Origin of the sequence: Streptomyces sp. NPDC093261, assembly GCF_044753645.1 — a bacterium.
In the GTDB taxonomy this organism is placed as follows: domain Bacteria; phylum Actinomycetota; class Actinomycetes; order Streptomycetales; family Streptomycetaceae; genus Streptomyces.
In genome coordinates, this window is the sequence record NZ_JBIVNO010000015.1 from 169,693 (window position 1) to 194,793 (window position 25,101).

The 25,101-nt window shown below is 71.1% G+C and carries 22 protein-coding genes; 13 read left to right on the forward strand and 9 right to left on the reverse strand.

The features are described from left to right. Nucleotides 1-9: 9 nt before the first annotated feature. From ACIP94_RS27855 to ACIP94_RS27870, 4 genes are all read right to left on the reverse strand, one after another. Nucleotides 10-972 carry a polyprenyl synthetase family protein gene (locus tag ACIP94_RS27855; protein ID WP_402431282.1) on the reverse strand — a complete coding sequence of 321 codons (963 nt, stop codon included), beginning with the start codon at nt 970-972 and terminating at the stop codon, nt 10-12. 109 nt (nt 973-1,081) lie between these two features. Beyond that, entirely contained in the window at nt 1,082-2,257 is a 1,176-nt protein-coding gene (locus ACIP94_RS27860) for an MAB_1171c family putative transporter (protein ID WP_402431285.1), read from the reverse strand. Nucleotides 2,258-2,278: 21 nt separating this feature from the next. After that, nucleotides 2,279-2,812 carry a toxin-antitoxin system, toxin component gene (locus ACIP94_RS27865; RefSeq protein ID WP_402431385.1) on the reverse strand — a complete coding sequence of 178 codons (534 nt, stop codon included), beginning with the start codon at nt 2,810-2,812 and terminating at the stop codon, nt 2,279-2,281. Between the two features lie 31 nt (nt 2,813-2,843). Next, complete coding sequence (locus ACIP94_RS27870) at nt 2,844-3,500, reverse strand: helix-turn-helix domain-containing protein (RefSeq protein WP_402431287.1); 657 nt, start codon at nt 3,498-3,500, stop codon at nt 2,844-2,846. 222 nt (nt 3,501-3,722) lie between these two features. On the opposite strand from ACIP94_RS27870, the gene ACIP94_RS27875 reads away from it, so the two are divergent. Next, a complete protein-coding gene (locus ACIP94_RS27875) occupies nt 3,723-4,391 on the forward strand; it encodes a hypothetical protein (RefSeq protein WP_402431291.1) in 669 nt (222 codons plus the stop codon). A gap of 74 nt (nt 4,392-4,465) precedes the next feature. Here ACIP94_RS27875 and ACIP94_RS27880 read toward each other — a convergent pair whose 3' ends face one another. Further along, nucleotides 4,466-5,221 carry a cache domain-containing protein gene (locus ACIP94_RS27880; RefSeq protein ID WP_402431294.1) on the reverse strand — a complete coding sequence of 252 codons (756 nt, stop codon included), beginning with the start codon at nt 5,219-5,221 and terminating at the stop codon, nt 4,466-4,468. A 40-nt stretch (nt 5,222-5,261) separates the two neighbouring features. Continuing rightward, nucleotides 5,262-6,008 carry a FadR/GntR family transcriptional regulator gene (locus ACIP94_RS27885; RefSeq protein ID WP_402431297.1) on the reverse strand — a complete coding sequence of 249 codons (747 nt, stop codon included), beginning with the start codon at nt 6,006-6,008 and terminating at the stop codon, nt 5,262-5,264. 113 nt (nt 6,009-6,121) lie between these two features. Between ACIP94_RS27885 and ACIP94_RS27890 the strand changes: the two genes are divergently transcribed. From ACIP94_RS27890 to ACIP94_RS27940, 11 genes are all read left to right on the forward strand, one after another. Beyond that, complete coding sequence (locus ACIP94_RS27890; protein WP_402431300.1) at nt 6,122-7,159, forward strand: ABC transporter ATP-binding protein; 1,038 nt, start codon at nt 6,122-6,124, stop codon at nt 7,157-7,159. 30 nt (nt 7,160-7,189) lie between these two features. Further along, nucleotides 7,190-8,404: an ABC transporter substrate-binding protein gene (locus ACIP94_RS27895; protein WP_402431303.1), complete on the forward strand. Its 1,215-nt coding sequence runs from the start codon at nt 7,190-7,192 to the stop codon at nt 8,402-8,404. Between the two features lie 10 nt (nt 8,405-8,414). Next, nucleotides 8,415-9,305 carry an ABC transporter permease gene (locus ACIP94_RS27900; RefSeq protein ID WP_402431306.1) on the forward strand — a complete coding sequence of 297 codons (891 nt, stop codon included), beginning with the start codon at nt 8,415-8,417 and terminating at the stop codon, nt 9,303-9,305. Between the two features lie 32 nt (nt 9,306-9,337). Next, entirely contained in the window at nt 9,338-10,153 is an 816-nt protein-coding gene (locus tag ACIP94_RS27905) for an ABC transporter permease (RefSeq protein ID WP_402431309.1), read from the forward strand. A gap of 103 nt (nt 10,154-10,256) precedes the next feature. Continuing rightward, on the forward strand, nt 10,257-11,255 hold the full coding sequence (locus tag ACIP94_RS27910; RefSeq protein ID WP_402431312.1) for a LacI family DNA-binding transcriptional regulator: 999 nt from the start codon (nt 10,257-10,259) through the stop codon (nt 11,253-11,255). A gap of 110 nt (nt 11,256-11,365) precedes the next feature. Then, complete coding sequence (locus tag ACIP94_RS27915; RefSeq protein WP_402431315.1) at nt 11,366-12,712, forward strand: ABC transporter substrate-binding protein; 1,347 nt, start codon at nt 11,366-11,368, stop codon at nt 12,710-12,712. 5 nt (nt 12,713-12,717) lie between these two features. Continuing rightward, nucleotides 12,718-13,674: a carbohydrate ABC transporter permease gene (locus ACIP94_RS27920; RefSeq protein ID WP_402431318.1), complete on the forward strand. Its 957-nt coding sequence runs from the start codon at nt 12,718-12,720 to the stop codon at nt 13,672-13,674. Next, nucleotides 13,671-14,546, forward strand: a complete 876-nt coding sequence (locus tag ACIP94_RS27925; RefSeq protein ID WP_402431321.1) for a carbohydrate ABC transporter permease — start codon at nt 13,671-13,673, stop codon at nt 14,544-14,546. Before ACIP94_RS27920 ends, ACIP94_RS27925 begins: the two co-directional genes overlap by 4 nt. 39 nt (nt 14,547-14,585) lie before the next feature. Then, a complete protein-coding gene (locus ACIP94_RS27930; protein WP_402431324.1) occupies nt 14,586-16,178 on the forward strand; it encodes a glycoside hydrolase family 13 protein in 1,593 nt (530 codons plus the stop codon). Nucleotides 16,179-16,231: 53 nt separating this feature from the next. After that, a complete protein-coding gene (locus tag ACIP94_RS27935; RefSeq protein WP_402431327.1) occupies nt 16,232-18,415 on the forward strand; it encodes a discoidin domain-containing protein in 2,184 nt (727 codons plus the stop codon). Nucleotides 18,416-18,723: 308 nt separating this feature from the next. Continuing rightward, the gene (locus ACIP94_RS27940) at nt 18,724-20,775 is read left to right on the forward strand and encodes a phosphocholine-specific phospholipase C (protein ID WP_402431331.1); all 2,052 of its coding nucleotides are present in this window, start codon (nt 18,724-18,726) and stop codon (nt 20,773-20,775) included. Nucleotides 20,776-21,150: 375 nt separating this feature from the next. Here the strand turns inward: ACIP94_RS27940 and ACIP94_RS27945 are convergent, their stop codons facing one another. Both ACIP94_RS27945 and ACIP94_RS27950 read right to left on the reverse strand, forming a co-directional pair. Then, nucleotides 21,151-22,167 (reverse strand): DMT family transporter, encoded by a 1,017-nt coding sequence (locus ACIP94_RS27945; protein WP_402431334.1) that lies wholly within the window; start codon nt 22,165-22,167, stop codon nt 21,151-21,153. After that, nucleotides 22,164-23,072, reverse strand: coding sequence for a phosphatase PAP2 family protein (locus tag ACIP94_RS27950; RefSeq protein ID WP_402431337.1), 909 nt, complete (start codon nt 23,070-23,072; stop codon nt 22,164-22,166). The genes ACIP94_RS27945 and ACIP94_RS27950 overlap by 4 nt, the downstream gene beginning before the upstream one ends. A gap of 204 nt (nt 23,073-23,276) precedes the next feature. On the opposite strand from ACIP94_RS27950, the gene ACIP94_RS27955 reads away from it, so the two are divergent. Continuing rightward, nucleotides 23,277-23,891, forward strand: a complete 615-nt coding sequence (locus ACIP94_RS27955; RefSeq protein WP_402431340.1) for a TetR/AcrR family transcriptional regulator — start codon at nt 23,277-23,279, stop codon at nt 23,889-23,891. 145 nt (nt 23,892-24,036) lie between these two features. On the opposite strand, the gene ACIP94_RS27960 is transcribed toward ACIP94_RS27955, so the two are convergent. Further along, complete coding sequence (locus ACIP94_RS27960) at nt 24,037-25,050, reverse strand: DUF2510 domain-containing protein (RefSeq protein ID WP_402431343.1); 1,014 nt, start codon at nt 25,048-25,050, stop codon at nt 24,037-24,039. Between the last annotated feature and the right edge of the window lie 51 nt (nt 25,051-25,101).

Below are 25,101 nucleotides of genomic sequence, written 5' to 3' on the forward strand. Positions count from 1 at the left end.
TCCGCCCGGTCAAGGGCGCAGTCGGGACGTCTGGTCCACGAGCCCGCGCAGGACGGACACATGGGCCTCGTCGCCGCCCAGTTCGTCCAGGAGGCGGTACGCCGTGTCGCGGAACTCCCCGAGGTCCTTCTCGCAGTAGGCCAGGACCGACGGGCCGAGAAGGAGACCGGCGAGATCCGACCGGGCCCCGGCGGACGTACGGGCGCCGGCGTGCAGGTCCAGGATCCGCCGCCGCTCGCCGGGAGACGCCTCCTCCAGGGCGCAGGCCAGGGCGTAGGTCACCGTGCCGTTCCGCAGGTCCTCGTGGCGGCCCGAGGCGAGGTCCTCGTAGTCGTTGAAGATCTGCCACAGAATGCCGAAGACATCCCCGAACTCCCGCCAGCGGGCCGTGCGTTCGTCCTTCGCCCCGGACAGGATCGAGGCCATCGCCGTGATCATGGAGAAGGGTGCGCCGGACTTGCCGCGGTAGGCCGCGAGGACCGTGCTCCGGCTCGCCTCGCCGGTGTTCTTGCGGATGTCCTCCATCTGTCCTTCGGCGGCCGTGGTCCCGCACGCCACCAGTTCGGCCGTCAACGCGGGCCGGGCGGCGGCCGGGACCCCGGGCGACTCCAGGACCTCAAGCGGGAGCAGGTGCCCGGCGACGATGGCCGCCAGCAGCGCCTCGTGCAGGCCGAGGCCGGCGGGAAGGGTGGCGCCCTGTCCGTCGGCCAGGTCGTCGAGGTAGCAGGCGGACGTCCACCACAGGATGTGCACGGCGGACAGCGGCAGGGCCGGTGCGGGGGCACCGGTCTCCGCTCCGTGCACCAGCAGCGGCAGCACGGCCAGCGGGTATTTCATCGGCTGGTGCCGCAGCAGCCGGCCGACGGCGTCGCGGACGGCGGGCGCGGAACCGCCCGTCCGGGCGAGAGCGGCCTCGAGCTCCGCCTCGATACCGGCGGAGAACTCGCGGTGCAGATCCAGATACGTCTTCACGTGGCACCCCCATGCGCCTGCGGTCGGCGTGATGCGCGCTCTCCGCGGAGAGCGGGCCCGGTCAGGATCCGGGCACGGCTGATGCGTTCTCGGCCCGTCGGCGGGCCGGTCATGAAAGCCGCATTCCGGCCGTGCCCCGGACGGCCGCGACGACGGGCGAGCTGCGCAGCGCCAGGGACATGCGCACCAGATCACGCGGGGCGTCGTGGGGCCCGGTGGTGGCCTCCGCCGCGCTGATGACCCGTCCCTCCGGGTCTCCCGCCCTGGCCCGTACCGCCGCCGTGACCATCGCCGCGTCGGCCTCCGCCCGGGCCTGGGCCGGGTCGGAACCCGCCGCGACGGCAGCGTCGTAGGCGTGTGCGCGGAGGTCCGGGTCGAAGTACGGGAACAGGTTCAGCATGCCGTCATGGATGTCGGACTCCCGCTGGGTGACCTGGAGTTCCGCAGCCGACCACCAGGAGATACGCCCTTCGCGGCCGGTATGGGCGCACACCGGCCTCAGCTCGCGCCACAGCGGTCCCAGCCGGCGGTAGGTCGACCAGGTGCTCCACTGGTCCCCGACGCGCCGGCAGGCGAGCGGCAGACAGAAGCCCACGGCGCTGATCTGGCCGCCGACGGAGGCGAGCGCGGGCGCGGCATAGGTGCTCAGGTCGTCGAGGTTCCCGCCGCTCCAGCGGGCGATCACGGCCGTGAACTTGGCCGCCAGATAGGCCATGTCGAACATGTAGCCGGTCACGATGATCAGCAGCCCGCCCCGGAGCCAGCCGTGGACCTGGAGAGCCCACCGCCAGCACAGCACGGTCATCGCGAGGCCCGCCACGGTCATCGCCACCAGATAGAGCACGATCATCTCGCGGATGAACGGGGTGCGGGCGTAGTAGGTGTCGAAGTCCCGAAGCCGCTCCACCGGCGCGTCGCCCAGGGCGAACAGCGCGACCAGGGCGACGATCACCACGCCGTATCCCGCGGTGATCCGCCGGGTCAGGACGCGGGTGACGGCGGGCGGCCCGCCCCGCCAGTTGACGACGAGCACCAGGCAGGCCGCGCTGAACGCGCTCAGCAGGGCGTACACCAGCGGGGCGGAGACATTGGTGATGCCGGCGAGGCCGTTGACCTTCACGATGGTCGGCGGCGCGGCGAAGAAGAACACCGCCCCCGCCAGCGCGAGCAGCGCGCACACGGACCGCAGCAGCGGGTCGCGCCAGGAGCGCACCAGGGCGGGTGCCTTGAAGGCGAAGGCGACCGCCAGCGCGGTGGCGGGTATGTAGTAGCTCGAACCGTCCATCGTGTCGGTGTCCCGGGCCGCTCAGCGGACCCGTGGTCCGCCGTAGCCGAGCGACGCCTCGATCCGGCCCGCCAGATCGTCCCGCTGGACGGGCCCGCGCAGCGACGAGCCCGCCAGCCACGTACGGCACTTGCTGGCCAGCAGCAGACCGAAGCTCTCGGCCTCCTGCTCGTCGGAGAGGTCGAAGTGCGTACGGGCGGCGACCTTGCGGACGGTGGCCTGGAGATCGGTGGTGTCGCTCAGCAGGCGCGCCGCGACCGTGGCTCCCTCCACGGGGTGGCCCTGGTGACCGGCGTTCATGTGCCACAGTTCATGGCCGAGGATCACCAACCGGTGGTCCGGTGCGGTGCGTTCCTCGACGACCACGAGGTCCTGGTCGGCCATGTCCAGCCAGAGGCCGCTCGCGGTACCGGGCGGGAAGGGGGCCATACGGAACCGGACGGGACGGCCCCGGCGTCTGCTCATGCCCGCGCACAGCGCGGTGTAGAGGTCGGCGGGTGCCGCCGGTGCGGGGAGCGAGAGCTCCGCTGTCAACTCGCCGCACAGGCGGCGCATTTCCCTTCCGATGCCCACGGTTCTCCCTGGATCAGGACTCCGGCCGCTTGACGCTCTCCAGGAGCATGTCCAGCCACTCGGCGACCTTGTCGCGGTGCTGGTCGGTGGGCAGCTGGGCCGCCCGCCAGGCGATGCCGCGGACACCGTGGTCCTGCAACAGCCGCTCCAGCGGGTCGTCGGCGGTGTCGGCCGCCGCGCGCTCGCGGTCGGCGAGCTGCTGGAGGAGTTCCTGCTCCGAGCGCTGGAGGGCGTTCGCGAGTGCCTCGGGGTCCTCGGCCGTGAGGAACCCGGCATGCACCCTGAAGAAGCGCTGAATGGCGTCACAGTGCTCCATGGTGGGGCGCCGGTCGCCGTTGATGAGGGCACCCGCCTGCTGGCGCGACATGCCCGCGCCGTCGGCGATCTCCTGCTGGGTGTACCTGCGGCCGTTGGGCTTGAGCCGGGTGCGGCGCAGCAGGTCTAGCCGCTGCAGAAAGCGCGCCTGAAGATCCGGCTCCCCGGCGGGGACCCCGCTCAGCAGGGCCTTCACCACCGGCTCCGGGACGCCGGAGGCGACCGACAGGCGCGCCACGGAAAAGATCTCCTCGTGCGGAACCCCCATCCGGTCGGCGAGGGCGGTGACACGGGCCACGACGGCCGGCAGCAGACCCGTCGCCGTGGCGCCCGGAACCTCGAAGCCATCCGTCACCGACAGATCTCCTACGTCTCTTCTCACATCGTTCTCATGGTCGTCCGGAACCACCCGGAGATTAGCCGTTGTTTCGAACTCGCATCCAGGTCTCGCCACAACTGTGGCGAGATTCGGCCGTCAACCGACGCCAAATGCCACGATAGTTGACACAGCTCGATCCGGGGCAGCAGGATCAGGGCGCCGCGTGCAGGCCGCAAGGGCAAGAGGGGTGACCTCCCGATGGCGTTTCAGGCAGGAGGGCAGCGGTCGCAGCCGCGGCCCGTCCCCGAGAGTCCGGAAGCAAGGGCGTACCTGCAGGACTACGCCATGCTCCTGGAGGCCGTCCCCTTTCCGTCCGTCGTCTTCGACCACCGCTGGGACGTCGTCCTCGCCAACACCGCGTTCGAGGCCCTCTTCCGCGGGGTGGGACCGCACCCGACGGCCATGCCCGGCGACAACTTCCTGCGGTTCGTGCTGTTCCACCCGGACGCGGGCACGATCCTCGGCGAGCACGAGTCGAGTTGGTGCCTGCCGATGCTGGCGCACTTCGCGGCGGCGCTGGAGCGCCACGGCCACGACCATGGACTCCAGGCGATCCGCCGGGACATCGCCCAGGACCCGATCATGGACGCCGCCTACCGGCAGGGCCTGCCGCACTGGATTCGCGTGGCCGGCCCGGGCGCCGTGGAGCACGACGGGGCGGTGCGCCCGCTGCTGCACCCCGACCCGCGCTGGGGCCGCGACTGCCGGGTGGTGGGGGAGACGCCCCGGACCCTTCAGACCATGGGCTACTCGAAGCTGACGCTGGTGCTGCGCGAGGCGCGCCGCCCGGCGCCCCCCGGACGGGGCCCGCGCCGCATCCGCCGCACCACGGGCCACCTCAGCGTGGTGCCGGCACAGCCGGACTGAGACCCTCCTCAGCGCCCCGGCTCCGTCGGTGTTCAGGTCACCGACGGCGCCGGGGCCCGCGGCGCCCGCCCGGCTCAGCGGCCCACGACGAGTACGAGCGGAATCCCGCCGCACGGCACGAGCCGCAGCCCCGCCCAGACACCCGGCCGGGCCCCCTCCAGGACCGAGGCGAAGTCGGGCCCCTTGGTGAGCGATCCGGCCAGATGCGCAGGGTCGGCCGAGGCCGTCACACGGCCCCGGGCGTTGACCAGATGGGCGGGCCCTGGCAGGGCGCGCAGCAGGGGCAGCACCGCCGCCTCGAAGTGCCGCAGATAGACGTCGGCCGCGGCCACCCCCGCGAAGCGCCCCGCCAGGTGCACGGGGGCCGACAGGGTGAGGCTGTACTCGTCGGAGCAGAGGTAGTCCACATAGGGTCCGGCCACTGCCCGGCGCCCGGTGTCACGGGGCAGCGCGAACCAGTCCCAGTGGGTGTAGTCGGAATACGCCGAGTGCGCCGGATCCAGGTCGGGCAGCAGGGGCCGTACGTCACCGCTCGCGCCGGTCTGCCACCACTCCAGCCATGCCGGTACGTCGCTCAGCAGACCGGGGGCCGCCACGAACCCGACCCCGGACACCAACTCCTGCCGGAGCAGCCGGGCATGGAGCCCCGGGCGCAGCGCGGCCAGGTCCGCGGTCGCGGGCCTGAGGCCCCGGCCGGCCACCCGTGCCAGCAGCGCCGTCGTGTCGGCGCGGGTCTCCGCGACGGCGTCGAACACCGCCTCCAGAGCGGACCGCACCCGGATCGTCACCTCCACTTCGGGCGGGGCGACCAGACCGGGGCTCGTGCTCATCGGCGCCCTCCCGCGCACACGACCGGATCCCGGCGCGTCCTCAGAGGCCGAGGCGCAGCGCGATGAGCCGTGCCGTCGATTCCCGGACGCACCGCTCGGCCAGCTCCCCGGCCGAATCGTGCGCCCCATCCTGCACCGCCGAGATCACAGCGCGGTGACGGTCCGCCACCTCTTCGCGATAGGCGTCGTCTCCGAGGACCAGGCACAGCAGCGCCCCGACCTCCGTCTGGAGCGCGACCTGCTCCCGGGTGAGCCGGGCGGACTGGGCCGCCGCCGCCAGCTCCACATGGAACCGGCCGTAGACCCGGCTGCGCGCCGCCGCGTCGTCGGCCGCCGCGAACTCCTCCAGGGTGCGCCGCAGCGGCTGGAGGTCGTCCGGCCCGGTGCGCTGGGCGGCGAGGCGGGCGGCGGCGCCGGAGACGGCCGCCCAGTGGTCGCCGAGGTCGCGCAGCTCCTCCGTGCTCCAGCCGGCCAGCCGCAGCTTGATCCGCTCCTCGGCCGGGTCCGCCGGCAACGAGACGAAGCTGCCGCCGCCGCGTCCCCGCCGGGTGGTGACCAGACCCTGCTGCCGCAGCGCCATGAGGGCCTCCCGCAGGGTCACGGTGGACACCCCGAGCCGTCCCGCCAGCTCGCTCTCGCCGGGCAGCTGCTCCCCGTCGGCGAGCAGCCCCAGTTCGATGGCGTCGCCGAGGCGGCGGACGACCGTCTCCACGCGCGCGCGGGTGTCCACCGGAGAGAAGACGGCTCTCCGGGCCCCGCCGCCCCAGTTGTGCTTCACGGCCACCACCTTGTGCGTTGACTCAACCTTTACCTTAAGGGGGTCTTGAGCTTTGAACTATAAGTTCATATCTTTTCGATCCAGAGTAAGAACGGAAGAGTGCACCAGAAAGGTTCCCGTCCATGGAGGGAAGCGCGATCCGGCTGCGGGGGCTGCGCAAGCAGTTCGGTGACACGGCCGCGGTGGCCGGGGTCGACCTCGAGATAGCCGACGGTGAGTTCTTCTCGATGCTCGGCCCGTCCGGCTCCGGCAAGACCACCGTCCTGCGCATGATCGCGGGCTTCGAGAGCCCCACCTCCGGCGCCATCGAACTGGCGGGCCAGGACGTCACCGGGCTCGCGCCCTTCGAGCGGGACGTGCACACGGTCTTCCAGGACTACGCGCTCTTCCCGCACATGACCGTGGAGCAGAACGTCGCCTACGGCCTCAAGGTCCGCAAGGTGCCCAAGGGCGAGCGGCTCGCCCGGGCCCGGGAGGCGCTCGCCGGCGTACGCCTGGAAGCCTTCGGCAAGCGGCGGCCCGGACAGCTCTCCGGCGGCCAGCGGCAGCGGGTCGCCCTCGCCCGCGCTCTCGTCGGCCGCCCCCGTCTGCTGCTCCTCGACGAGCCGCTCGGCGCCCTCGACCTCAAGCTGCGCGAGCAGATGCAGGTCGAACTCAAGGCGCTCCAGCGCGAGGTCGGGATCACCTTCGTGTTCGTCACCCACGACCAGGAGGAGGCCCTGACGATGAGCGACCGCATCGCCGTCTTCAACCAGGGCCGCATCGAGCAGGTCGGCACCCCCGCCGAGATCTACGAGCGTCCCGCCACCGCGTTCGTCGCCTCCTTCGTCGGCATCTCGAACCTGCTCGAGGGCGCGGCGGCCGAGCGGGTCGTCGGCACCGCGGGCACCTACAGCATCAGGCCCGAGAAGATCCGGGTCCTGAAGGAGTCCGCCGAGGCGGACGAGCCGGAGCACTCCACCGCCACCGGCACCGTCGCCGAGGTGGTCTACCTGGGAGACGCCACCCGCTTCCTCGTCGACCTCGACGCGGGCGGCCGCCTCACCGCGCTCCAGCAGAACCTGGAGACCTCCTCCGACGACGTCGCCGCCTACCGCGGCACCCGGGTGCGCCTCCAGTGGCACCGTCGCCACGCCGTCCGGGTCCCCGACTCCCGCTGACCCCCCCCGCACCAGCCCCCACCGTCACGTATGGAGAACGACGTGCGTCTCACCATCGGTACCCTCAAGGCCGCCGCCGCTGCCGCGGTGCTGCTCGCGGCCACCGCCTGCGGCTCGTCCGGCTCGGGCGGCTCCTCCTCGTCCACCGGCCTCAACCCGCCGGATCTGAAGGCGCAGTCGAAGCTGGGCAAGTCCGAGGGGCAGGTCAACCTCGTCGCCTGGGCCGGCTATGTCGAGGACGGCTCCAACGACCCCAAGGTGAACTGGGTCGGCGACTTCGAGAAGCAGACGGGCTGTCAGGTTCACTCCAAGGTCGCGGCCAGCTCCGACGAGATGGTCAAGCTGATGAAGACCGGCGAGTACGACGCGGTCTCCGCCTCCGGCGACGCCTCCCTGCGCCTGATCGCCTCCGGGGACGCGGCACCCGTCAACACCGACCTCGTGCCCAACTACAAGGATGTCTTCGGCGATCTGAAGCTCCAGGCGTGGAACTCCGTCAAGGGCAAGGCCTACGGCATCCCGCACGGCCGCGGTGCCAACCTGCTGATGTACAACACGGACAAGGTCAAGCCGGCGCCGACTTCCTGGTCCGCCGTCTTCGACGACGCGTCCAAGTACAAGGGCCACGTGACCGCGTACGACTCCCCGATCTACATCGCCGACGCCGCGCTCTACCTGAAGGCCACCAAGCCGGAACTGGGGATCAAGGACCCGTACGCGCTCGATCAGAAGCAGTTCGACGCGGCCGTCGACCTGCTGAAGAAGCAGAACGCGAACGTGGGCGAGTACTGGGGCGACTACCTCAAGGAGGTGTCCGCCTTCAAGAGCGGTGACTCCGTGGTGGGCACCACCTGGCAGGTCATCGCCAGCCTCGCACAGGGCGAGGGCGCCAAGGTCAAGGCCTTCGTGCCCAAGGAGGGTTCGACCGGCTGGTCCGACACCTGGATGCTGTACTCCAAGGCCAAGCACCCCAACTGCGCCTACCAGTGGATGAACTGGATCATCTCCCCGAAGGTCAACGCCCAGGTCGCCGAGTACTTCGGCGAGGCCCCGTCCAACGCCAAGGCGTGCGAGGAGACCAGCGACAAGAGCTTCTGCGCCACCTACCACGCGGCCGACACGCCCTACTGGAAGAACATCGCCTTCTGGAACACGCCCATCGAGCAGTGCCTTGATGGCCGTACGGACGTCAAGTGCGTGCCGTACGCCAAGTGGGTCCAGGCCTGGACCGAGATCAAGGGCTGAGGACACGACCATGACCGCCACCGTGCCGGCCGCCGGACGGACCCCCGTCCGGCGGCTCGCCGGGCTGCTGCACCGCCGCCCGCGGCTGCGGCTGTCCCTGCTGCTGACCGCGCCCCTGCTCTGGCTGGCCGTGCTCTATCTCGGCTCGCTCGGCGTGCTGTTCGTCTCCGCCTTCTGGACGACGAACTCCTTCACCTCCGAGGTGGTGAAGGTCTGGTCCACGGACAACTTCCAGGCGCTGCTGACCACGCCCGTCTTCCGCCAGGTCATCCTGCGCAGCATCGGCGTGGCCCTCGCGGTCACCGTCCTGTGCGCGCTGATCGCCTTCCCCCTGGCCTTCTACACCGCTCGCGTCGCCCGGCCCCGGTACCGCCCGCTGCTGGTGGTCGCGATCCTCACCCCGCTGTGGGCGAGCTACCTGGTCAAGGTGTACGCGTGGCGGCTGATCCTGTCCCAGGGCGGGCTCGCCGACTGGATGCTGCGGCCGTTCGGGCTGAGCGGACCCGGGTTCGGCCTCCCGGCGGCCGTCATCACGCTGACCTATCTCTGGCTGCCGTACATGATCCTGCCGATCCACACGGCGTTCGCACAGCTGCCCACGGGCCTGGTGGACGCCTCGGCCGACCTGGGAGCGCACCCCGGCCGCACCTTCCGCTCGGTCGTGCTGCCGATGGTGCTCCCGTCCGTGGCCGCCGGCTCGGTCTTCACCTTCTCGCTCAGCCTCGGCGACTACATCACCGTGCAGATCGTCGGCGGCAAGACCCAGTTGATCGGCAACCTCGTCTACTCCAACATCGAGCTCAACCTGCCCATGGCGGCCGCCCTGGGCACGGTTCCGGTGCTGGTCATCGTGCTGTACCTGCTGGCGATGCGCCGCACGGGCGCCCTCAGCAGCCTCTAGAACTCCGCAGCCTCCCGCAGGGGTACCCCGTCATGCAACTGTCCCGCTCCGCCCGTATCGCGCTGCGCATCGCCGCCGGCCTCGGCTTCGCGGTGATCTACGTCCCGCTCGCCCTCGTCCTGGTCAACTCCTTCAACCCGGACCGCAGCGCGAGCTGGCCGCCGCCCGGATGGACCGCCCGCTGGTGGTCGGTGGCCTGGGAGAACGCGGGGGCCCGCAGCGCGCTGTGGGTCTCGGTCAAGGCGGGTCTGGGCGCCACGGCGATCGCGCTCGTGCTGGGCACGCTGATCGCGTTCGCGGTGGCCCGGCACCGCTTCTTCGGCCGCGATGCCGTCTCCTTCGTGGTCGTGCTGCCGATCGCGCTGCCCGGCATCGTCACCGGGATCGCGCTCAACTCGGCGTTCGGCACGGTCCTGGAACCGCTCGGGGTCGGGCTCGGACTGTTCACCGTCATCGTCGGCCACGCCACCTTCTGCGTCGTCGTGGTCTTCAACAACGTCGTCGCGCGACTGCGCCGCACCTCCGGCTCCTACGAGGAGGCGGCGATGGACCTGGGTGCCGACACCTTCCGCGCCTTCCTCGACGTCACGTTCCCGCTGGTGCGCTCGGCGCTGTTCGCGGGCGCACTGCTCGCCTTCGCGCTCTCCTTCGACGAGATCGTGGTCACGACGTTCACGGCCGGCCCCGGCATCGAGACCCTGCCGATCTGGATCTTCGACAACATGACCCGTCCTCAGCAGGCACCGGTCGTGAACGTCGTGGCGGCGGTGCTCGTCGTGCTGTCGGTGGTCCCGATCTACGTCGCCCAGCGGCTCTCGGCGGACACCGCGACGGAGAGCCGGATCTGACGGAGGGCGGCCCCGGGAACGGGAGACGCTCCGGACAGCCGCTTCCGGCGGGCGACCACCGCTGGCGCAAGCGGTTTGCATTGCTTGCGCTATTCTTGCGGCCATGACGCGACGACTTGCTGAAGTGGCGAAAAAGGTCGGGGTCAGCGAGGCCACGGTCAGCCGGGTGCTCAACGGCAAGCCCGGGGTCTCGGAAGCCACCCGGCAGGCGGTGCTCTCCGCGCTCGACGTCCTCGGCTACGAGCGGCCCACCCAGCTGCGCGGCGAGCGGGCGCGGCTCGTCGGCCTGGTTCTGCCGGAGTTGCAGAACCCCATCTTCCCCGCCTTCGCCGAGGTGATCGGCGGCGCGCTCGCCCAGCTCGGACTGACCCCGGTGCTGTGCACCCAGACCAAGGGCGGGGTCTCCGAGGCCGACTATGTGGCGCTTCTGCTGCAACAGCAGGTCTCCGGGGTGGTCTTCGCCGGCGGGCTGTACGCGCAGGCCGACGCCCCGCACGACCACTACCGGCTGCTCGCGGACCGGAACATCCCGGTGGTCCTGGTCAACGCGGCCATACAGCATCTCGGTTTCCCGGGCGTCTCCTGCGACGACGCCGTGGCCGTCGAGCAGGCCTGGCGCCACCTCGCCTCGCTGGGGCACGAGCGGATCGGCCTGGTGCTCGGTCCGGGCGACCATGTGCCGTCCGCCCGCAAGCTGGCGGCGGCGCGGGCGATCGCCGGGGAGCTGCCGGACGAGTTCGTCGCCCGGGCCATGTTCTCGATCGAGGGCGGCCACGCGGCGGCCGCCAGGCTTATCGACCGGGGGGTCACCGGGTTCATCTGCGCCAGCGATCCACTGGCCCTGGGCGTCGTACGGGCCGCCCGCCGCAAGGGACTCGAGGTGCCCTCCCAGGTCTCCGTCGTGGGCTATGACGACTCCGCGCTGATGAACTGCACGGAACCGCCGCTCACCACCGTCCGCCAGCCCATCGAGTCGATGGGGAGGGCCGTCGTCGAGCTCCTCGGCGCCCAGATCGGCGGGAGGTCCGTACCGGCCGACGAACTGCTCTTCGAGCCGGAGCTGGTGGTGCGCGGGTCGACGGCGCAAGCGCCTCGTGTCTGAGATCCACTCTACTGTCGAATAATTACAGATTCTGCGCGACATCTTGCGAAGGGATGTCGGCGGTGCTTGAGTGTGCGGCGCCCACCGCTCCTGCCCAGAGGGGTCCACCGATGAGAAGCACCCGGTTCCGCCGTACCTTCGCCGCGATCGGCGTCTGCTCCCTCGCCCTCACCGCCGCCGCGTGCGGATCGAACGACGACGCGGCGAGCGGCAAGACGCGCATCACGGTCAACTGCGAGCCGCCCCGGAGCGCCAAGGTCGACCGCCGGTTCTTCGAGGAGGACATCGCCTCCTTCGAGAGGCAGCACTCGGACATCGACGTCGTCGCCCATGACGCGTTCCCCTGCGAGGACCCCAAGACCTTCGACGCCAAGCTCGCCGGCGGCCAGATGGAGGACGTGTTCTACACGTACTTCACCGACGTCAAGCATGTCGTCGACACCGGCCAGGCGGCCGATCTCACCCTGTACGTCAAGGAGTTGAAGAGCTACGGCACCCTTCAGCAGCAGCTGCGCGACATCTACACCGTCGACGGCAGGATCTACGGCATCCCGCGCACCGGCTACTCGATGGGCCTGATCTACAACAGGAAGCTCTTCCGGCAGGCCGGCCTCGACCCCGACCGGCCGCCCACGACCTGGGACGAAGTGCGCGCCGACGCCAAGAAGATCGCCGCGCTCGGCGACGGGACCGTGGGCTACGCCGACTACAGCGCCCAGAACCAGGGCGGCTGGCACTTCACGGCCGAGCTGTACTCCCAGGGCGGAGAGGTCGTCGACGCCGACGGCAAGAAGGCCACCGTCGACACCCCCGAAGGGCACGCCGTGCTGCAGAACCTGCACGACATGCGCTGGATCGACAACTCGATGGGCAGCAAGCAGCTCCTCGTCATCAACGACGTCCAGCAGATGATGGGCTCCGGAAAGCTCGGCATGTACCTCGCCGCCCCCGACAACATCCCGATCCTCGTGAAGGAGAAGGGCGGCAACTACGACGACCTCGCCATCGCCCCCATGCCCGGCGGCAAGGGCACGCTCATCGGCGGCGACGGCTATATGTTCAACAAGAAGGACACCCCGGCGCAGATCCGCGCGGGCCTGAAGTGGCTCGACCACATGTTCCTCACCCCGGGCAGGGGCTTCCTCGGCGACTACGCCCGCGCCAAGAAGAACAACGCCCCCGTCGGCCTGCCGGAGCCCCGGCTGTTCACCGGCGCCGCCGACGCCCAGGACCAGCAGGCGAAGAAGGCCAACGCCAATGTGCCCGTGGCGAACTACCAGTCCTTCCTCGACGGCAACCACACCCTCCAGATGAAGATCGAGCCGCCGAACGCCCAGCAGATCTACTCCGTCCTCGACGGCACCGTCTCCGCCGTGCTGACGAAGAAGGACGCCGACATCGACCAGCTCCTGAAGGACGCCGGCGGAAAGATCGACACCATCCTGGCCCGGAGCTGACCCCGATGACGCGGACCGCCGCACGGCGGCCCGTCGAGACGGTCGCCGTCCACCCGCCGCAGGCGCCGCCCCCGATGGGGGGCCGGAGGCGGCGCCGCCTCGCCGACCAGGCACGCGCCTACGGCTTCCTGCTCGGCGGCCTCGTCTGCTTCGCGCTGTTCTCCTGGTACCCCGCGATCCGCGCGGTCGTGATCGCCTTCCAGAAGTACACGCCCGGCTCCCCGCCCGCGTGGGTCGGCACCGCCAACTTCACCCGGGTGCTGCACGACCCGGAGTTCGGGGCCGCCTGGCGCAACACGCTCACCTTCACCCTGCTCGCCCTGCTGATCGGCTTCGCGATCCCCTTCGTGCTGGCGCTCGTCCTCAACGAACTGCGCCACGCCCGGGCCTTCTTCCGGGTCGTGGTCTATCTGCCGGTGATGATCCCGCCGGTGGTCAGTGCCCTGCTGTGGAAGTGGTTCTACGACCCCGGGGCCGGCCTCGCCAACGAGACGCTGCGCTTTCTGCACCTGCCCACCTCCAACTGGACCAACGGCGCCGACACCGCCCTGGTGTCCCTGGTGCTCGTGGCCACCTGGGCCAACATGGGCGGCACCGTGCTGATCTATCTGGCCGCGCTCGCGTCCATCCCCGGGGAGCTGTACGAGGCCGCCGAACTGGACGGCGCGAACCTCCTCCAGCGCGTGCGCCACGTGACGATCCCGCAGACCAGGTTCGTCATCCTGATGCTGATGCTTCTTCAGATCATCGCGACCATGCAGGTCTTCACGGAGCCCTTCGTGATCACCGGCGGCGGACCGGAGAACGCCACGGTCACCGTCCTGTACCTCATCTACAAGTACGCCTTCCTCTACAACGACTTCGGCGGCGCGTGCGCGCTGAGCGTCATGCTGCTCGTGCTGCTCGGCGTCTTCTCCGCCGGTTGTCTCCGGCTCACCCGCTCCGGGGAGGAGGCCGTATGAGCACCCGGACCCTGATCTCGCCGGCCACGCTCGCCCGGCCCCGCGGCAAAGCCCTCTACTGGACCGTGTTCACCGGTGTCGTCGTGCTCTTCGCGCTCGCCTTCCTCTTCCCGGTCTACTGGATGGTGACCGGGGCGATGAAGTCACCGGACGAGATCGCTCGGACCCCGCCGACACTGATCCCGAAGCACTGGCACGTCAGCGGTTACACGGACGCCTGGGACCTGATGCAGCTGCCGCAGCACCTGTGGAACACGGTGGTGCAGGCGGCCGGCGCGTGGGCGTTCCAGCTGGTGTTCTGCACGGCCGCCGCCTACGCCCTGTCCAAGCTGAAACCCGCCTTCGGCAAGGTGATCCTCGGCGGCATCCTCGCCACCCTGATGGTCCCGGCCCAGGCGCTGGTCGTACCCAAGTACCTGACCGTCGCCGACCTGCCGCTCATCCACACCAGTCTGCTCAACGACCCCCTCGGCATCTGGCTGCCGGCCGTCGCCAACGCCTTCAACCTGTATCTGCTCAAGCGGTTCTTCGACCAGCTGCCGCGCGACGTCCTGGAGGCCGCCGAGATCGACGGCGCGGGCAGACTGCGCATCCTGTGGTCGGTCGTCCTGCCCATGTCCCGGCCGGTGCTCGGCGTGGTGTCGATCTTCGCGCTGGTCGCGGTGTGGCAGGACTTCCTGTGGCCGCTGATGGTCTTCTCCGACACCGACGAACAGCCGATCAGTGTGGCCCTGGTCCAGCTCTCGCAGAACATCCAGCTCACCGTGCTCATCGCCGCGATGGTGATCGCCGGCATCCCGATGGTCGCGCTGTTCCTCGTCTTCCAGCGGCACATCATCGCCGGGATCAGCGCGGGCAGCACCAAGGGCTGAACCGGCCCCTGGACCCCCCGACACAGAAAGGCCCGCCCCGTGGGACAGCCCACCCCTGCCCGCACCGTCCGGACCGACCGTGACTGGTGGCGTTCGGCCGTCATCTACCAGGTGTACGTCCGCAGCTTCGCGGACGGCGACGGCGACGGCACCGGGGACCTCGCGGGCGTCCGCGCGAGACTGCCGTATCTCGCCGAACTCGGCGTGGACGCCCTCTGGTTCAACCCCTGGTACCTGTCACCGATGAAGGACGGCGGCTACGACGTCGCGGACTACCGCACCATCGACCCGGCCTTCGGCACCCTCGCGGAGGCCGAGAAGCTGATCGCCGAGGCACAGGAGCTGGGCATCCGCACGATCGTCGACATCGTGCCTAACCATGTGTCCGACCAGCACCCCTGGTTCCGCGCGGCCCTCGCCGGGGGCCCCGAGCGGGAGCTGTTCCACGTCCGGCCGGGCCGCGGCGCGCTCGGCGAGCTTCCGCCCAACGACTGGACCTCCCAGTTCGGCGGTCCCGCCTGGACCCGGCTGCCCGACGGCGACTGGTATCTCCATCTCTTCGCGCCCGAGCAGCCCGACCTCAACTGGGCCCACTCCGCCGTCCGTCAGGAGCACGAGGACATCCTGCGCTTCTGGCTCGAGCGGGGCGTGGCGGGCGTCCGCATCGACTCGGCCGCCCTGCTGGTCAAGGATCCCGCTCTGCCCGACTTCGTCGAGGGCCGCGATCCGCACCCGTATGTCGACCGGGACGAACTCCACGACGTCTACCGCTCCTGGCGCAGGGTGGCCGACGAGTACGGCGGTGTGTTCGTGGGCGAGGTGTGGCTCCCCGACACCGAGCGCTTCGCCCGCTATCTGCGCCCCGACGAGCTGCACACCGCGTTCAACTTCTCCTTTCTCTCCTGCCCCTGGGACGCGCGACGGCTGCGACAGTCGATCGACGACACACTGGCCGAGCACGCCCCCGTGGGCGCCCCGGCCACCTGGGTGCTGTGCAACCACGACGTGACCCGCACGGTCACCCGCTACGGCCGCGAGGACAGCGGTTTCGACTTCGCCGCCAAGGCCTTCGGCACCCCCAGCGACCTGGCCCTCGGCACCCGGCGCGCCCGCGCGGCCGCCCTGCTGTCGCTGGCCCTGCCGGGCGCGGTCTATGTCTACCAGGGCGAGGAACTCGGCCTGCCCGAGGCCGATGTCCCCCTCGACCGCATCCAGGACCCGATGTACTTCCGCTCCGGCGGCACCGACCCGGGCCGTGACGGCTGCCGGGTGCCGCTGCCGTGGACGGCCGGCGCACCCCACGCGGGATTCGGCGGCGAGCCCTGGTTGCCGCAGCCCGCGTACTGGCCGGCGTACGCGGCGGACCTCCAGGCGGCCGACCCCGGCTCGATGCTCAGCCTCTACCGTGCGGCGATCCGGATCCGCCCGGTCTTCGGCGACGGCCCGCTGACCTGGCTGCCTGCCCCCGAGGGCGTCCTCGCCTTCACCCGCGCCGAGGGCGTGCTCTGCGTGGTGAACCTCGCCGCCGCCCCCGCCGAACTGCCCGCCGGCTCCCGGCCCCTGCTGGCCAGCGGCCCCCTGGATGAACAGGGCCGCCTTCCCCAGGACACGGCGGTCTGGCTGCGCGCCTGACCGCCGTCCCGCACCGCGCTGTCCCACCACCCCCACCATGAAGGGATCGGCACATGCACGGGACCACCCACACGGTCAGACCTGTCAGGCGCATACCGGTGATCGCGGCGGCCGTCGCCCTCGCCGCCGGCATGCTCGTCAGCCTCGGCGCGCCCGCCGCCCACGCGGCCGCGGGCGCCACCCTGCCCTTCACCTCGGTCGAGGCCGAGTCCGCCATCACCACCGGAACGAGGATCGGCCCCGACTACACCCAGGGCACCCTGGCCTCCGAGGCCTCCGGCCGCCAAGCCGTCCGGCTCACCTCCGGACAGCGCGTCGAGTTCACCGTGCCCCGGGCCGCCAACGCCGTGAACCTCGCCTACAGCGTGCCGGACGGCCAGTCCGGCACGCTCAACGTGTATGTCAACGGGACCAGGCTGGCGAAGACCCTGGCCGTCACCTCCAAGTACTCCTACATCGACACGGGTTGGATCCCCGGCGCCAGGACCCACCACTTCTTCGACGACGCCCGCCTGCTGCTGGGCCAGAACGTCCAGCCGGGCGACAGGGTCGCCTTCGAGTCGACCGGCACCCAGGTCACCGTCGACGTCGCCGACTTCGAGCAGGTCGCCGGCGCCGCGACCCAGCCCGCCGGGTCGGTCTCCGTCACCTCCAAGGGCGCCGACCCCAGCGGCCAGGGCGACTCCACCCAGGCCTTCCGCGACGCCATCGCCGCGGCCCAGGGGGGAGTGGTCTGGATCCCGCCGGGTGACTACCGGCTGACGTCCTCGCTGAGCGGGGTGCAGAACGTGACCCTCCAGGGCGCCGGCAGCTGGTACTCCGTGGTGCACACCTCCCGCTTCATCGACCAGTCCGGCTCCTTGGGCAACGTCCACATCAAGGACTTCGCCGTCCTCGGCGAGGTCACCGAGCGGGTGGACTCCAGCCCCGACAACTTCGTCAACGGCTCGCTGGGCCCGAACTCCTCCGTCTCCGGGATGTGGATCCAGCATCTGAAGGTCGGCCTGTGGCTGACCGGCAACAACGACAACCTGGTCGTCGAGAACAACCGCATCCTCGACACCACCGCCGACGGACTCAACCTCAACGGCACCGCCAGGGGCGTGCGGGTCCGCGACAACTTCCTGCGCAACCAGGGCGACGACGCGCTCGCCATGTGGTCGCTGTACTCGCCGGACACGAACAGCAGCTTCGAGAACAACACCATCTCGCAGCCCAACCTCGCCAACGGCATCGCGATCTACGGCGGCACGGACCTCGCCGTGCGGAACAACCTGATCTCCGACACCAACGCCCTGGGCAGTGGTATCGCGATCTCCAACCAGAAGTTCCTGGACCCGTTCTTCCCGCTGGCCGGCACCATCACCGTCGACGGCAACACCCTCGTGCGCACGGGCGCGATGAACCCCAACTGGAACCACCCGATGGGCGCGCTGCGCGTCGACTCCTACGACAGCGCGATCAACGCCACCGTGAACATCACCAACACCACGATCAGCGACAGCCCCTACAGCGCCTTCGAGTTCGTCTCCGGCGGCGGGCAGGGCTACCCGGTCGGAAACGTCACGGTGGACGGTGCCACGGTGCGCAACACCGGCACCGTCGTCGTACAGGCCGAGGCCCAGGGCGCCGCCACCTTCCGTAACGTCACCGCCGCAGGGGTGGGCTCGGCGGGCGTCTACAACTGCCCCTACCCGGCGAACTCCGGTGCCTTCGCGCTCACCGACGGCGGCGGCAACTCCGGCTGGAACAGCACCTGGTCGGACTGCTCGACCTGGCCGCAGCCGGGCCAGGGCAACCCGTCCCCGGACCCAGGCCGCAACCTCGCCAAGGGCCGCCCGGCCACCGCGAGCGGCTCCCAGGACATCTACACTCCGGGCAAGGCGGTCGACGGGGACGCGAGCAGCTACTGGGAGTCGACCAACAACGCCTTCCCGCAGTCCTTCACCGTCGACCTCGGATCGTCGCAGCCGGTGCGCCGGCTGGTGCTGAGACTGCCGCCGCTCACGGTCTGGCAGGCACGCACCCAGACCCTGTCCGTACTCGGCAGCACCGACGGATCCGGGTACACGACCGTGCTCGGTTCCGCGGGCTACCGCTTCGACCCGGCGACCGGCAACACGGTGACCGTCACCCTGCCCGGCGGCACGAACCTGCGTTATCTGCGGCTGAACGTGACTGCCAACACCGGCTGGCCGGCCGCCCAGTTCAGCGAGGTGGAGGCGTACCTGTCGTGACCCCGCGAGGAGCAGTGAGGCCCTGAGGAGCGGTTCGGCCGTCCGTCTCGCCTCGGGCGGGGCGGGCGGCCGGCGCACCCCGCTCCGGGCCGGCCCGCGCCATTCGAGGTACCCGGTGCCGTGGCGTCGGCGGGCTTGGCGGGATCTCGGGGAGGCCTCGGCCCCGGCGCATCTGCCGTACCGGCGCCTTTCACATGGGCGCCATCGCACCCTTTCCTGACGTTTGGTGTCCCTGGAACACTCGCTTCGCGCAGGTCCTCTCATCACCGGGCGTCCCATGCCCGCTCAGGACAAGGGGTCACTCCGTCATGCCTCAAGTGAATCGGCGCCGCTTCCTCCAGCTGGCGGGCGGCACCGCCGCGTTCAGCGCGCTCTCGAGCAGCATCGAGCGTGCCGCGGCCCTCCCCGCGCACCACCGCTCCGGCACCATCGAGGACGTCGAGCACATCGTCGTCCTCATGCAAGAGAACCGTTCCTTCGACCACTACTTCGGCACGCTCAGAGGCGTCCGGGGCTTCGGCGACCCGCGCCCGGTCACCCTCCAGAACGGCAAGTCGGTCTGGCACCAGTCGGACGGCACCAAGGACATCCTGCCGTTCCACCCCGACGCCGACGACCTGGGCCTCGCGTTCATCCAGGATCTTCCGCACGGCTGGAACGACGGGCACGCAGCCTTCAACGGCGGCAGGTACGACAAGTGGGTGCCCGCCAAGTCCGCCACCACGATGGCGTATCTGACCCGCGAGGACATCCCCTTCCACTACGCGCTTGCCGACAGCTTCACCATCTGCGACGCGTACCACTGCTCGTTCATCGGCTCCACCGACCCGAACCGCTACTACATGTGGACGGGCTACACCGGCAACGACGGCAAGGGCGGCGGCCCGGTCCTCGGCAACGACGAGGCCGGCTACAACTGGACGACCTACCCCGAGCGCCTGGAGCCCGCCGGTGTCTCCTGGAGGATCTACCAGGACATCGGTGACGGCCTCGACGCCAAGGGCTCGTGGGGCTGGATCCCGGACGCCTACCGCGGCAACTACGGCGACAACTCGCTGCTCTACTTCAAGCAGTACCAGAACGCGGCGCCCGGCGACCCGCTCTACGACAAGGCCCGCACCGGCACCGACGCCCGCACGGGCGAGGGCTTTTTCGACCGGCTCAAGGCCGATGTGAAGTCCGGCAAACTCCCGCAGGTCTCCTGGATCGTCGCCCCCGAGGCGTTCACCGAGCACCCCAACTGGCCCGCCAACTACGGTGCCTGGTACGTCTCCCAGGTGCTCGACGCGCTCACCTCCGACCCGAAGGTGTGGGCGAAGACGGCCCTGTTCATCACGTACGACGAGAACGACGGCTTCTTCGACCACCTGATCCCGCCCTTCCCGCCGGCCTCCGCCGCACAGGGCAAGTCCACGGTCGACGCGGGCCCCGACCTCTTCAAGGGCGACGCCGGCCACCCGGCCGGTCCCTACGGACTCGGGCAGCGCGTGCCGATGCTGGTCGTCTCTCCCTGGAGCAAGGGCGGATACGTCTGCTCTGAGACGCTCGACCACACCTCGATCATCCGGTTCATCGAGCGGCGCTTCGGCGTCCACGAGCCGAACATCTCGCCCTGGCGCCGCGCGGTGTGCGGCGACCTGACCTCTGCGTTCGACTTCTCCCGCCAGGACACCAAGCCGGTGTCCCTGCCGGCCACGGACGGCTACCAGCCGCCGGACCACAACCGGCACCCCGACTATGTGCCGACCCCACCCGCGAACCCCGTCCTGCCCCGGCAGGAGCGCGGCTCGCGCCCCACCCGTCCGCTCATGTACGCGCCCGTCGTGGACGGTTCCGCGGACACGGCGGCCGGGACGTTCACGCTGGCCTTCGCCTCCGGCGCGCGGGCCGGCGCCGCCTTCCTCGTCACGTCCGGCAACCGCACCGACGGCCCCTGGACCTACACCACCGAGGCCGGCAAGACCGTCTCGGACACCTGGAACTCGGCCTACTCGGGCGGCTCCTACGACCTGACCGTGCACGGCCCGAACGGCTTCCTGCGCGTCTTCCGGGGGCCGAACAAGGCGGCCGGCGCCGAGGTCACCGCACGGCACACCGGCGAGGACGTCGAGCTGACCTTCACCAACAAGGGCTCGGGCACGGTGCGGCTCAAGGTCGTCTGCGCGTACGGCGGCCATGCGCAGGCCGTCTCGGTCCGCGCCGGTGCCACCCTGCGGCGCACTTTCGCCCTCGGAGCGAGCAAGCGCTGGTACGACCTCACTGTGACGTCCGAGGCCGACCCCGCCTTCCTGCGCCGCTTCGCCGGACACGTCGAGAACGGGCGGCCGGGCGTGAGCGACCCGGCGATCGTCACGGGGTGAAGCGGTGAACCGCTGACCCGGTGAACCGCCGACCTGGTGAAGCGGTGACCGTGCACCGCTGACTCGCTGACTCGCTGACTCGGTGACTCGGTGACTCGGTGACCCGGGACCGCCGCGCGAGCCTCGGCGGCGGTCCCGGGGGCAGCGGCGGTGGCGTGTGACGGGGACGGCGGGGTGTGCCCCGTAGCCGGAGGCCAGGCCGGACTCCGCCGGGCTGGACACCGAGCTCAAGCAGGACTACCGGGGATGGAGCCGAGCTGAGCCCACGGCCACCGGGGAACCGAGCCGTTGCCCCGGGGGCGCCGGCGCACTCAACCCCGGACAGGACAACGGCGGAGGCCGGCACGTACGCCTGCGTGCCGGCCTCCACCCGTTTCACAGCGCGGTGAGGTGCCCCGGTGACGGGGGCGCCGGCTGCGGGGGCAGCAACGGCGGCTCATGAGGCACCGGCTCGGGCTCCAGCCCGAGCACCGCGGCCAGGGGGTGGTCGGCGTCCGCCCCGGGCACCGCCCCTTCGGCGCCCCGGCCGGGCAACGACGGGTCGGCATCCGCCGCCGGGGCCGGGGCCGACCGCGACAGCGCCACCACGCCCCAGGACGCCAGAGCCGTGCCCACCGCCGTGAGCAGCAGTCCCGTCGCGCCGCCCTGGAGGTGCTCGCCCAGGAAGGAGAGGCCGATCACCGCGGCGGCGACCGGATTGACGAGGGTCACCACCGCGAGCGGGGCGCCGAGGCCGTCCCGGTAGGCCGTCTGGGACAACAGCAGACCACCCGTCGCGAACACCGCGACCAGCAGGGCCACCACGACCACCTGCACACTGAGCACCGACTGCGAGCGATCCGTCGCCGCCACCGTCACGGTCTGCGTCAGCGCCGAGGCGACACCCGACGCCACTCCGGAGGCGGTCGCGTGCCGCAGACCGGGACGGCCGCCCAGCGGCCCGGAGTGGGGGAGGGCCAGTGTGCCGATGAGGCCCGCGGTCGTTCCCGCCACGGCCAGTGCCTCCGGCAGGCTGAGCACATGGTCGGGCTCCGGTCCGGACGCCGTCACCAGCAGCGCGGCCAGACCGGCCAGGGTGAGAACGGTGCCCCGCCACTCCACCGCGCTGACCCGGCGTCCCGCCGCCCGCGCGCCGAGCGGCACCGCGGCGACCAGGGTGAGCGCGCCGAGGGGCTGGACCAGCGTCAGCGGGCCGAACTTGAGGGCGGCGACGTGCAGCAGGGCGGCGGAGGCGTTGAGGACGACCGCCCACCACCAGGCGCCGTGGGTGAACAGCCGCAGCGTGCCGGCGGCCGAGGACCGGGCGGCCAGTCGTTCCTGGGCCACGGCGGCGGCCGCGTAGGCGACAGCGGAGAAGAGGGACAGGACGACGGCGAGGAGCGGGGCGCTCATCGGCCCGCTCCCACCAGGCCGGGACCCTCGGCCGCCGAGGGCCCGGCGGCCGGCGCGTCGGGCAGGAGTTCGAGGGAGCACCGGGTGGCCGGCGTGCTCACCGAAGAGGCCGCGCGCTGAGCGGCCGGTGCGGGCCTCGGCGCGGGCACGGTGCGGGGTGCCGTGGGCGATCCGTCCGGCGCCGGCGACGGCGTGCGGACCACCGCCAGCGCGATTGCGAGCAGGGCGCTCGCCACGATCGCGTCGAGCCAGTAGTGGTTCGCCGTGCCGACGATCACGACCAGGGTCAGCAGCGGATGCAGCAGCCACAGCCGGCGCAGCCGCGACCGGGTGGCCACGATCAGGCCGATCGCGACCATCAGGGCCCAGCCGAAGTGCAGCGACGGCATGGCGGCGAACTGGTTCGCCATCGAGTCGGTCTCAGGGTGGGCTCCGTACACCGTGGGGCCGTAGACGTGTCCGGTGTCCACCAGGTGAGCCACGTCCAGCATGCGCGGCGGGGCGAGCGGAAACGTCAGGTGCAGCGCCAGCGCGGCGCCGGTGACCAGGGCGAGGACCCGCCGGGCCCACAGGTAGTGCCCGGGCCGCCGTAGGTACAGCCAGACCAGGAAGGCGGCGGTGGCCGTGAAGTGGACGGCCACGTAGTAGAGGTTCGCGGCGCGGACGAGGGTGTGGCCGTGCAGCAGTGCGGACTGCACGGCGCCCTCGCCCGGCAGACGCAGGGAGCGCTCCCAGCCCCATACGCGGTGCGCGTTGCGGTAGGCCTCGGCGGTGTGGCCGTTCGCCAGCTGTCGCCCGAGCTTGTAGACGAGGAAGAGCCCGCCTACCAGCAGGAGCTCACGAACGAGGGGCGGCCGGCGTATCGCGGCTGCCCCTTCGTTTTCAGGCTCGGTACGGGAATCCATCCCCCGGCCCCTTTGCTGATGGTCTTGCGTGAGGTGGTGCCTGGTGAGCCCAGGAAAGGATCCACGCGACAGTCGAGTGGGTCCTGTCCAAGGCTCATCGATACGCGAGTGTACCGATACGCTCGCGTACCGGTACACTCGCGTATCGATATACTGATGTGAAGCGGCCCACGGGCCGGGCGCACGACGGAGGAGGAGCCAGCCATGACGTCGCAGGCAGCGGACGCACCGGAGACGGTTGCCACCTCGCGCCGCTCCAAGATCACGCCTGAGCGCGAACAGGAGTTCTTCGACGCCGTGCTCGAGCAGATCCGTGAATGCGGATACGACTCGGTCACCATGGAGGGCATCGCCGCCAGCACCCGGTGCAGCAAGTCCACGCTGTACCGGCAGTGGAAGACCAAGCCCCAGTTCGTGGCCGCCGCCCTCAGGTCCAACCGCTGTGTGCGGATCGCGGGCGTCGACACCGGTTCCCTCGCCGGGGACCTGCGCGCCGCCGCGCGGGCCACGGCCGCGTGGTCCCGCCGTGACACCAAGCTGCTCCAGGCCCTCGGTCCCGCCGTCATGCAGGACCAGGAACTCGCCCAGGCGCTGCGCGAGGCGCTCGTCGAGCCCGAGATCAGGGCGCTTCAGAAAATCCTCCGGCGCGGTGTCGAGCGCGGCGAGGTGGCCGCCGACCACCCGGCCCTCGAGTACATCCCGGCCCAGCTGCTGGGTGTGCTCCGCGCCCGGCCGATGCTGGAGGGGCAGTACGCGGACGAGGAGTACCTCGCGCGCTTCGTCGAGGTGGCGGTGCTCCCGTTGCTGGGGCTGACCTAGAGACCGGGCCGCCGTCCGTGGGATGACCGGACGTCGGCCCTGATCGCGCCGCACCGTGGGGACGGGGGCGGCGCGCACCCGGCCGGGTGGGGTTCCTCTTGAGCGGAGGGGAGCCCCGCCCGGTCGCATCACGTCCGGCCGGGGTTCAGACGTTCTGTCCGTCGCCGCCGCCGGAGGCCGCCTTGATGCCCGCCGCGACCTGGTCGAGGACGGACGGCTTCGGCGCGTTCGAGCCGACGTCGATGCCGAAGCGGACGACGACGAGCTGTCCGGGCTCGGCGGGGGAGGGGAACACGAGTGACTCGACATAGCCGTCCGCGCCCTTGCCGGTGACCGCCTTCCAGCGGACCAGATAGCCCTTCTGTCCGGCCACCGTCACCGCCTTGGAGGCCAGCACCTGGTGCGAGGTGATGCCGCCGTAGCTCGCGCCGCCGTAGGACTCCTCGGCGTTCTTGGCGATGTCCTGCTTGGCCGCCGCCTCCGCCGTGGTGGCCGTCAGCCCCTGCGCCCGCGCCGACGCCGAGTACGCCCCGCCGCTGTTGCACGTCTTCGCGGTGTCGCCGGGGCACTTGTACTCGTCCTTGGACTGGATCGCCGCCCCGCCCTCGATGAGGTTGCCGCTCCAGCCGTCCGGTACGGGGATGCTGATGCCGTTGAACGGATCGGTGGCGTACCCGTCCTCGGTGCCCGGCTGTCCGGGCCGGCCGTCCGACCCCCCGGAGCCGCCCGACCCGCCCCGGCCGCCGAAGGGATCGTTCTGGCCCCCTTGGCCCCCCGGGCCCTCCGGACCGCCGAAGCCGCCCGGGCCCCCGAATCCCTGGGAACGCGCGGTGTTCCCGCCGCCCTTGTTCGCGGTGAGCGCGTAGACACCGCCGCCTATGCCCGCGAGCACGGCGACCGCCGCCGCGACGGCTATCCCGGTCCGCAGTCCGCGCCGCGCCGGGGCGGGCGGAACGGCCGGATACGGTGCGGCGGCGAACGGCCCGCCCGGATACGCGCCGACGCCCGGCGGCTGCGCCGGGGGACCCCATGCGCCGGCCCGGTCCGCGGGCCGGGTCCGGTCCGTCCACACCCTGCCGTCCCACCAGCGCTCGGTGGTGGGTCCGTCACTTGTCTGCCCCGGGTCGGGGTACCACCCGGGAGGAGTCACCTGCGTCATGGGACCACCGTAGGAGGCATGCGTGAAAGAGGGATGAGAGCCTCCCCGGTC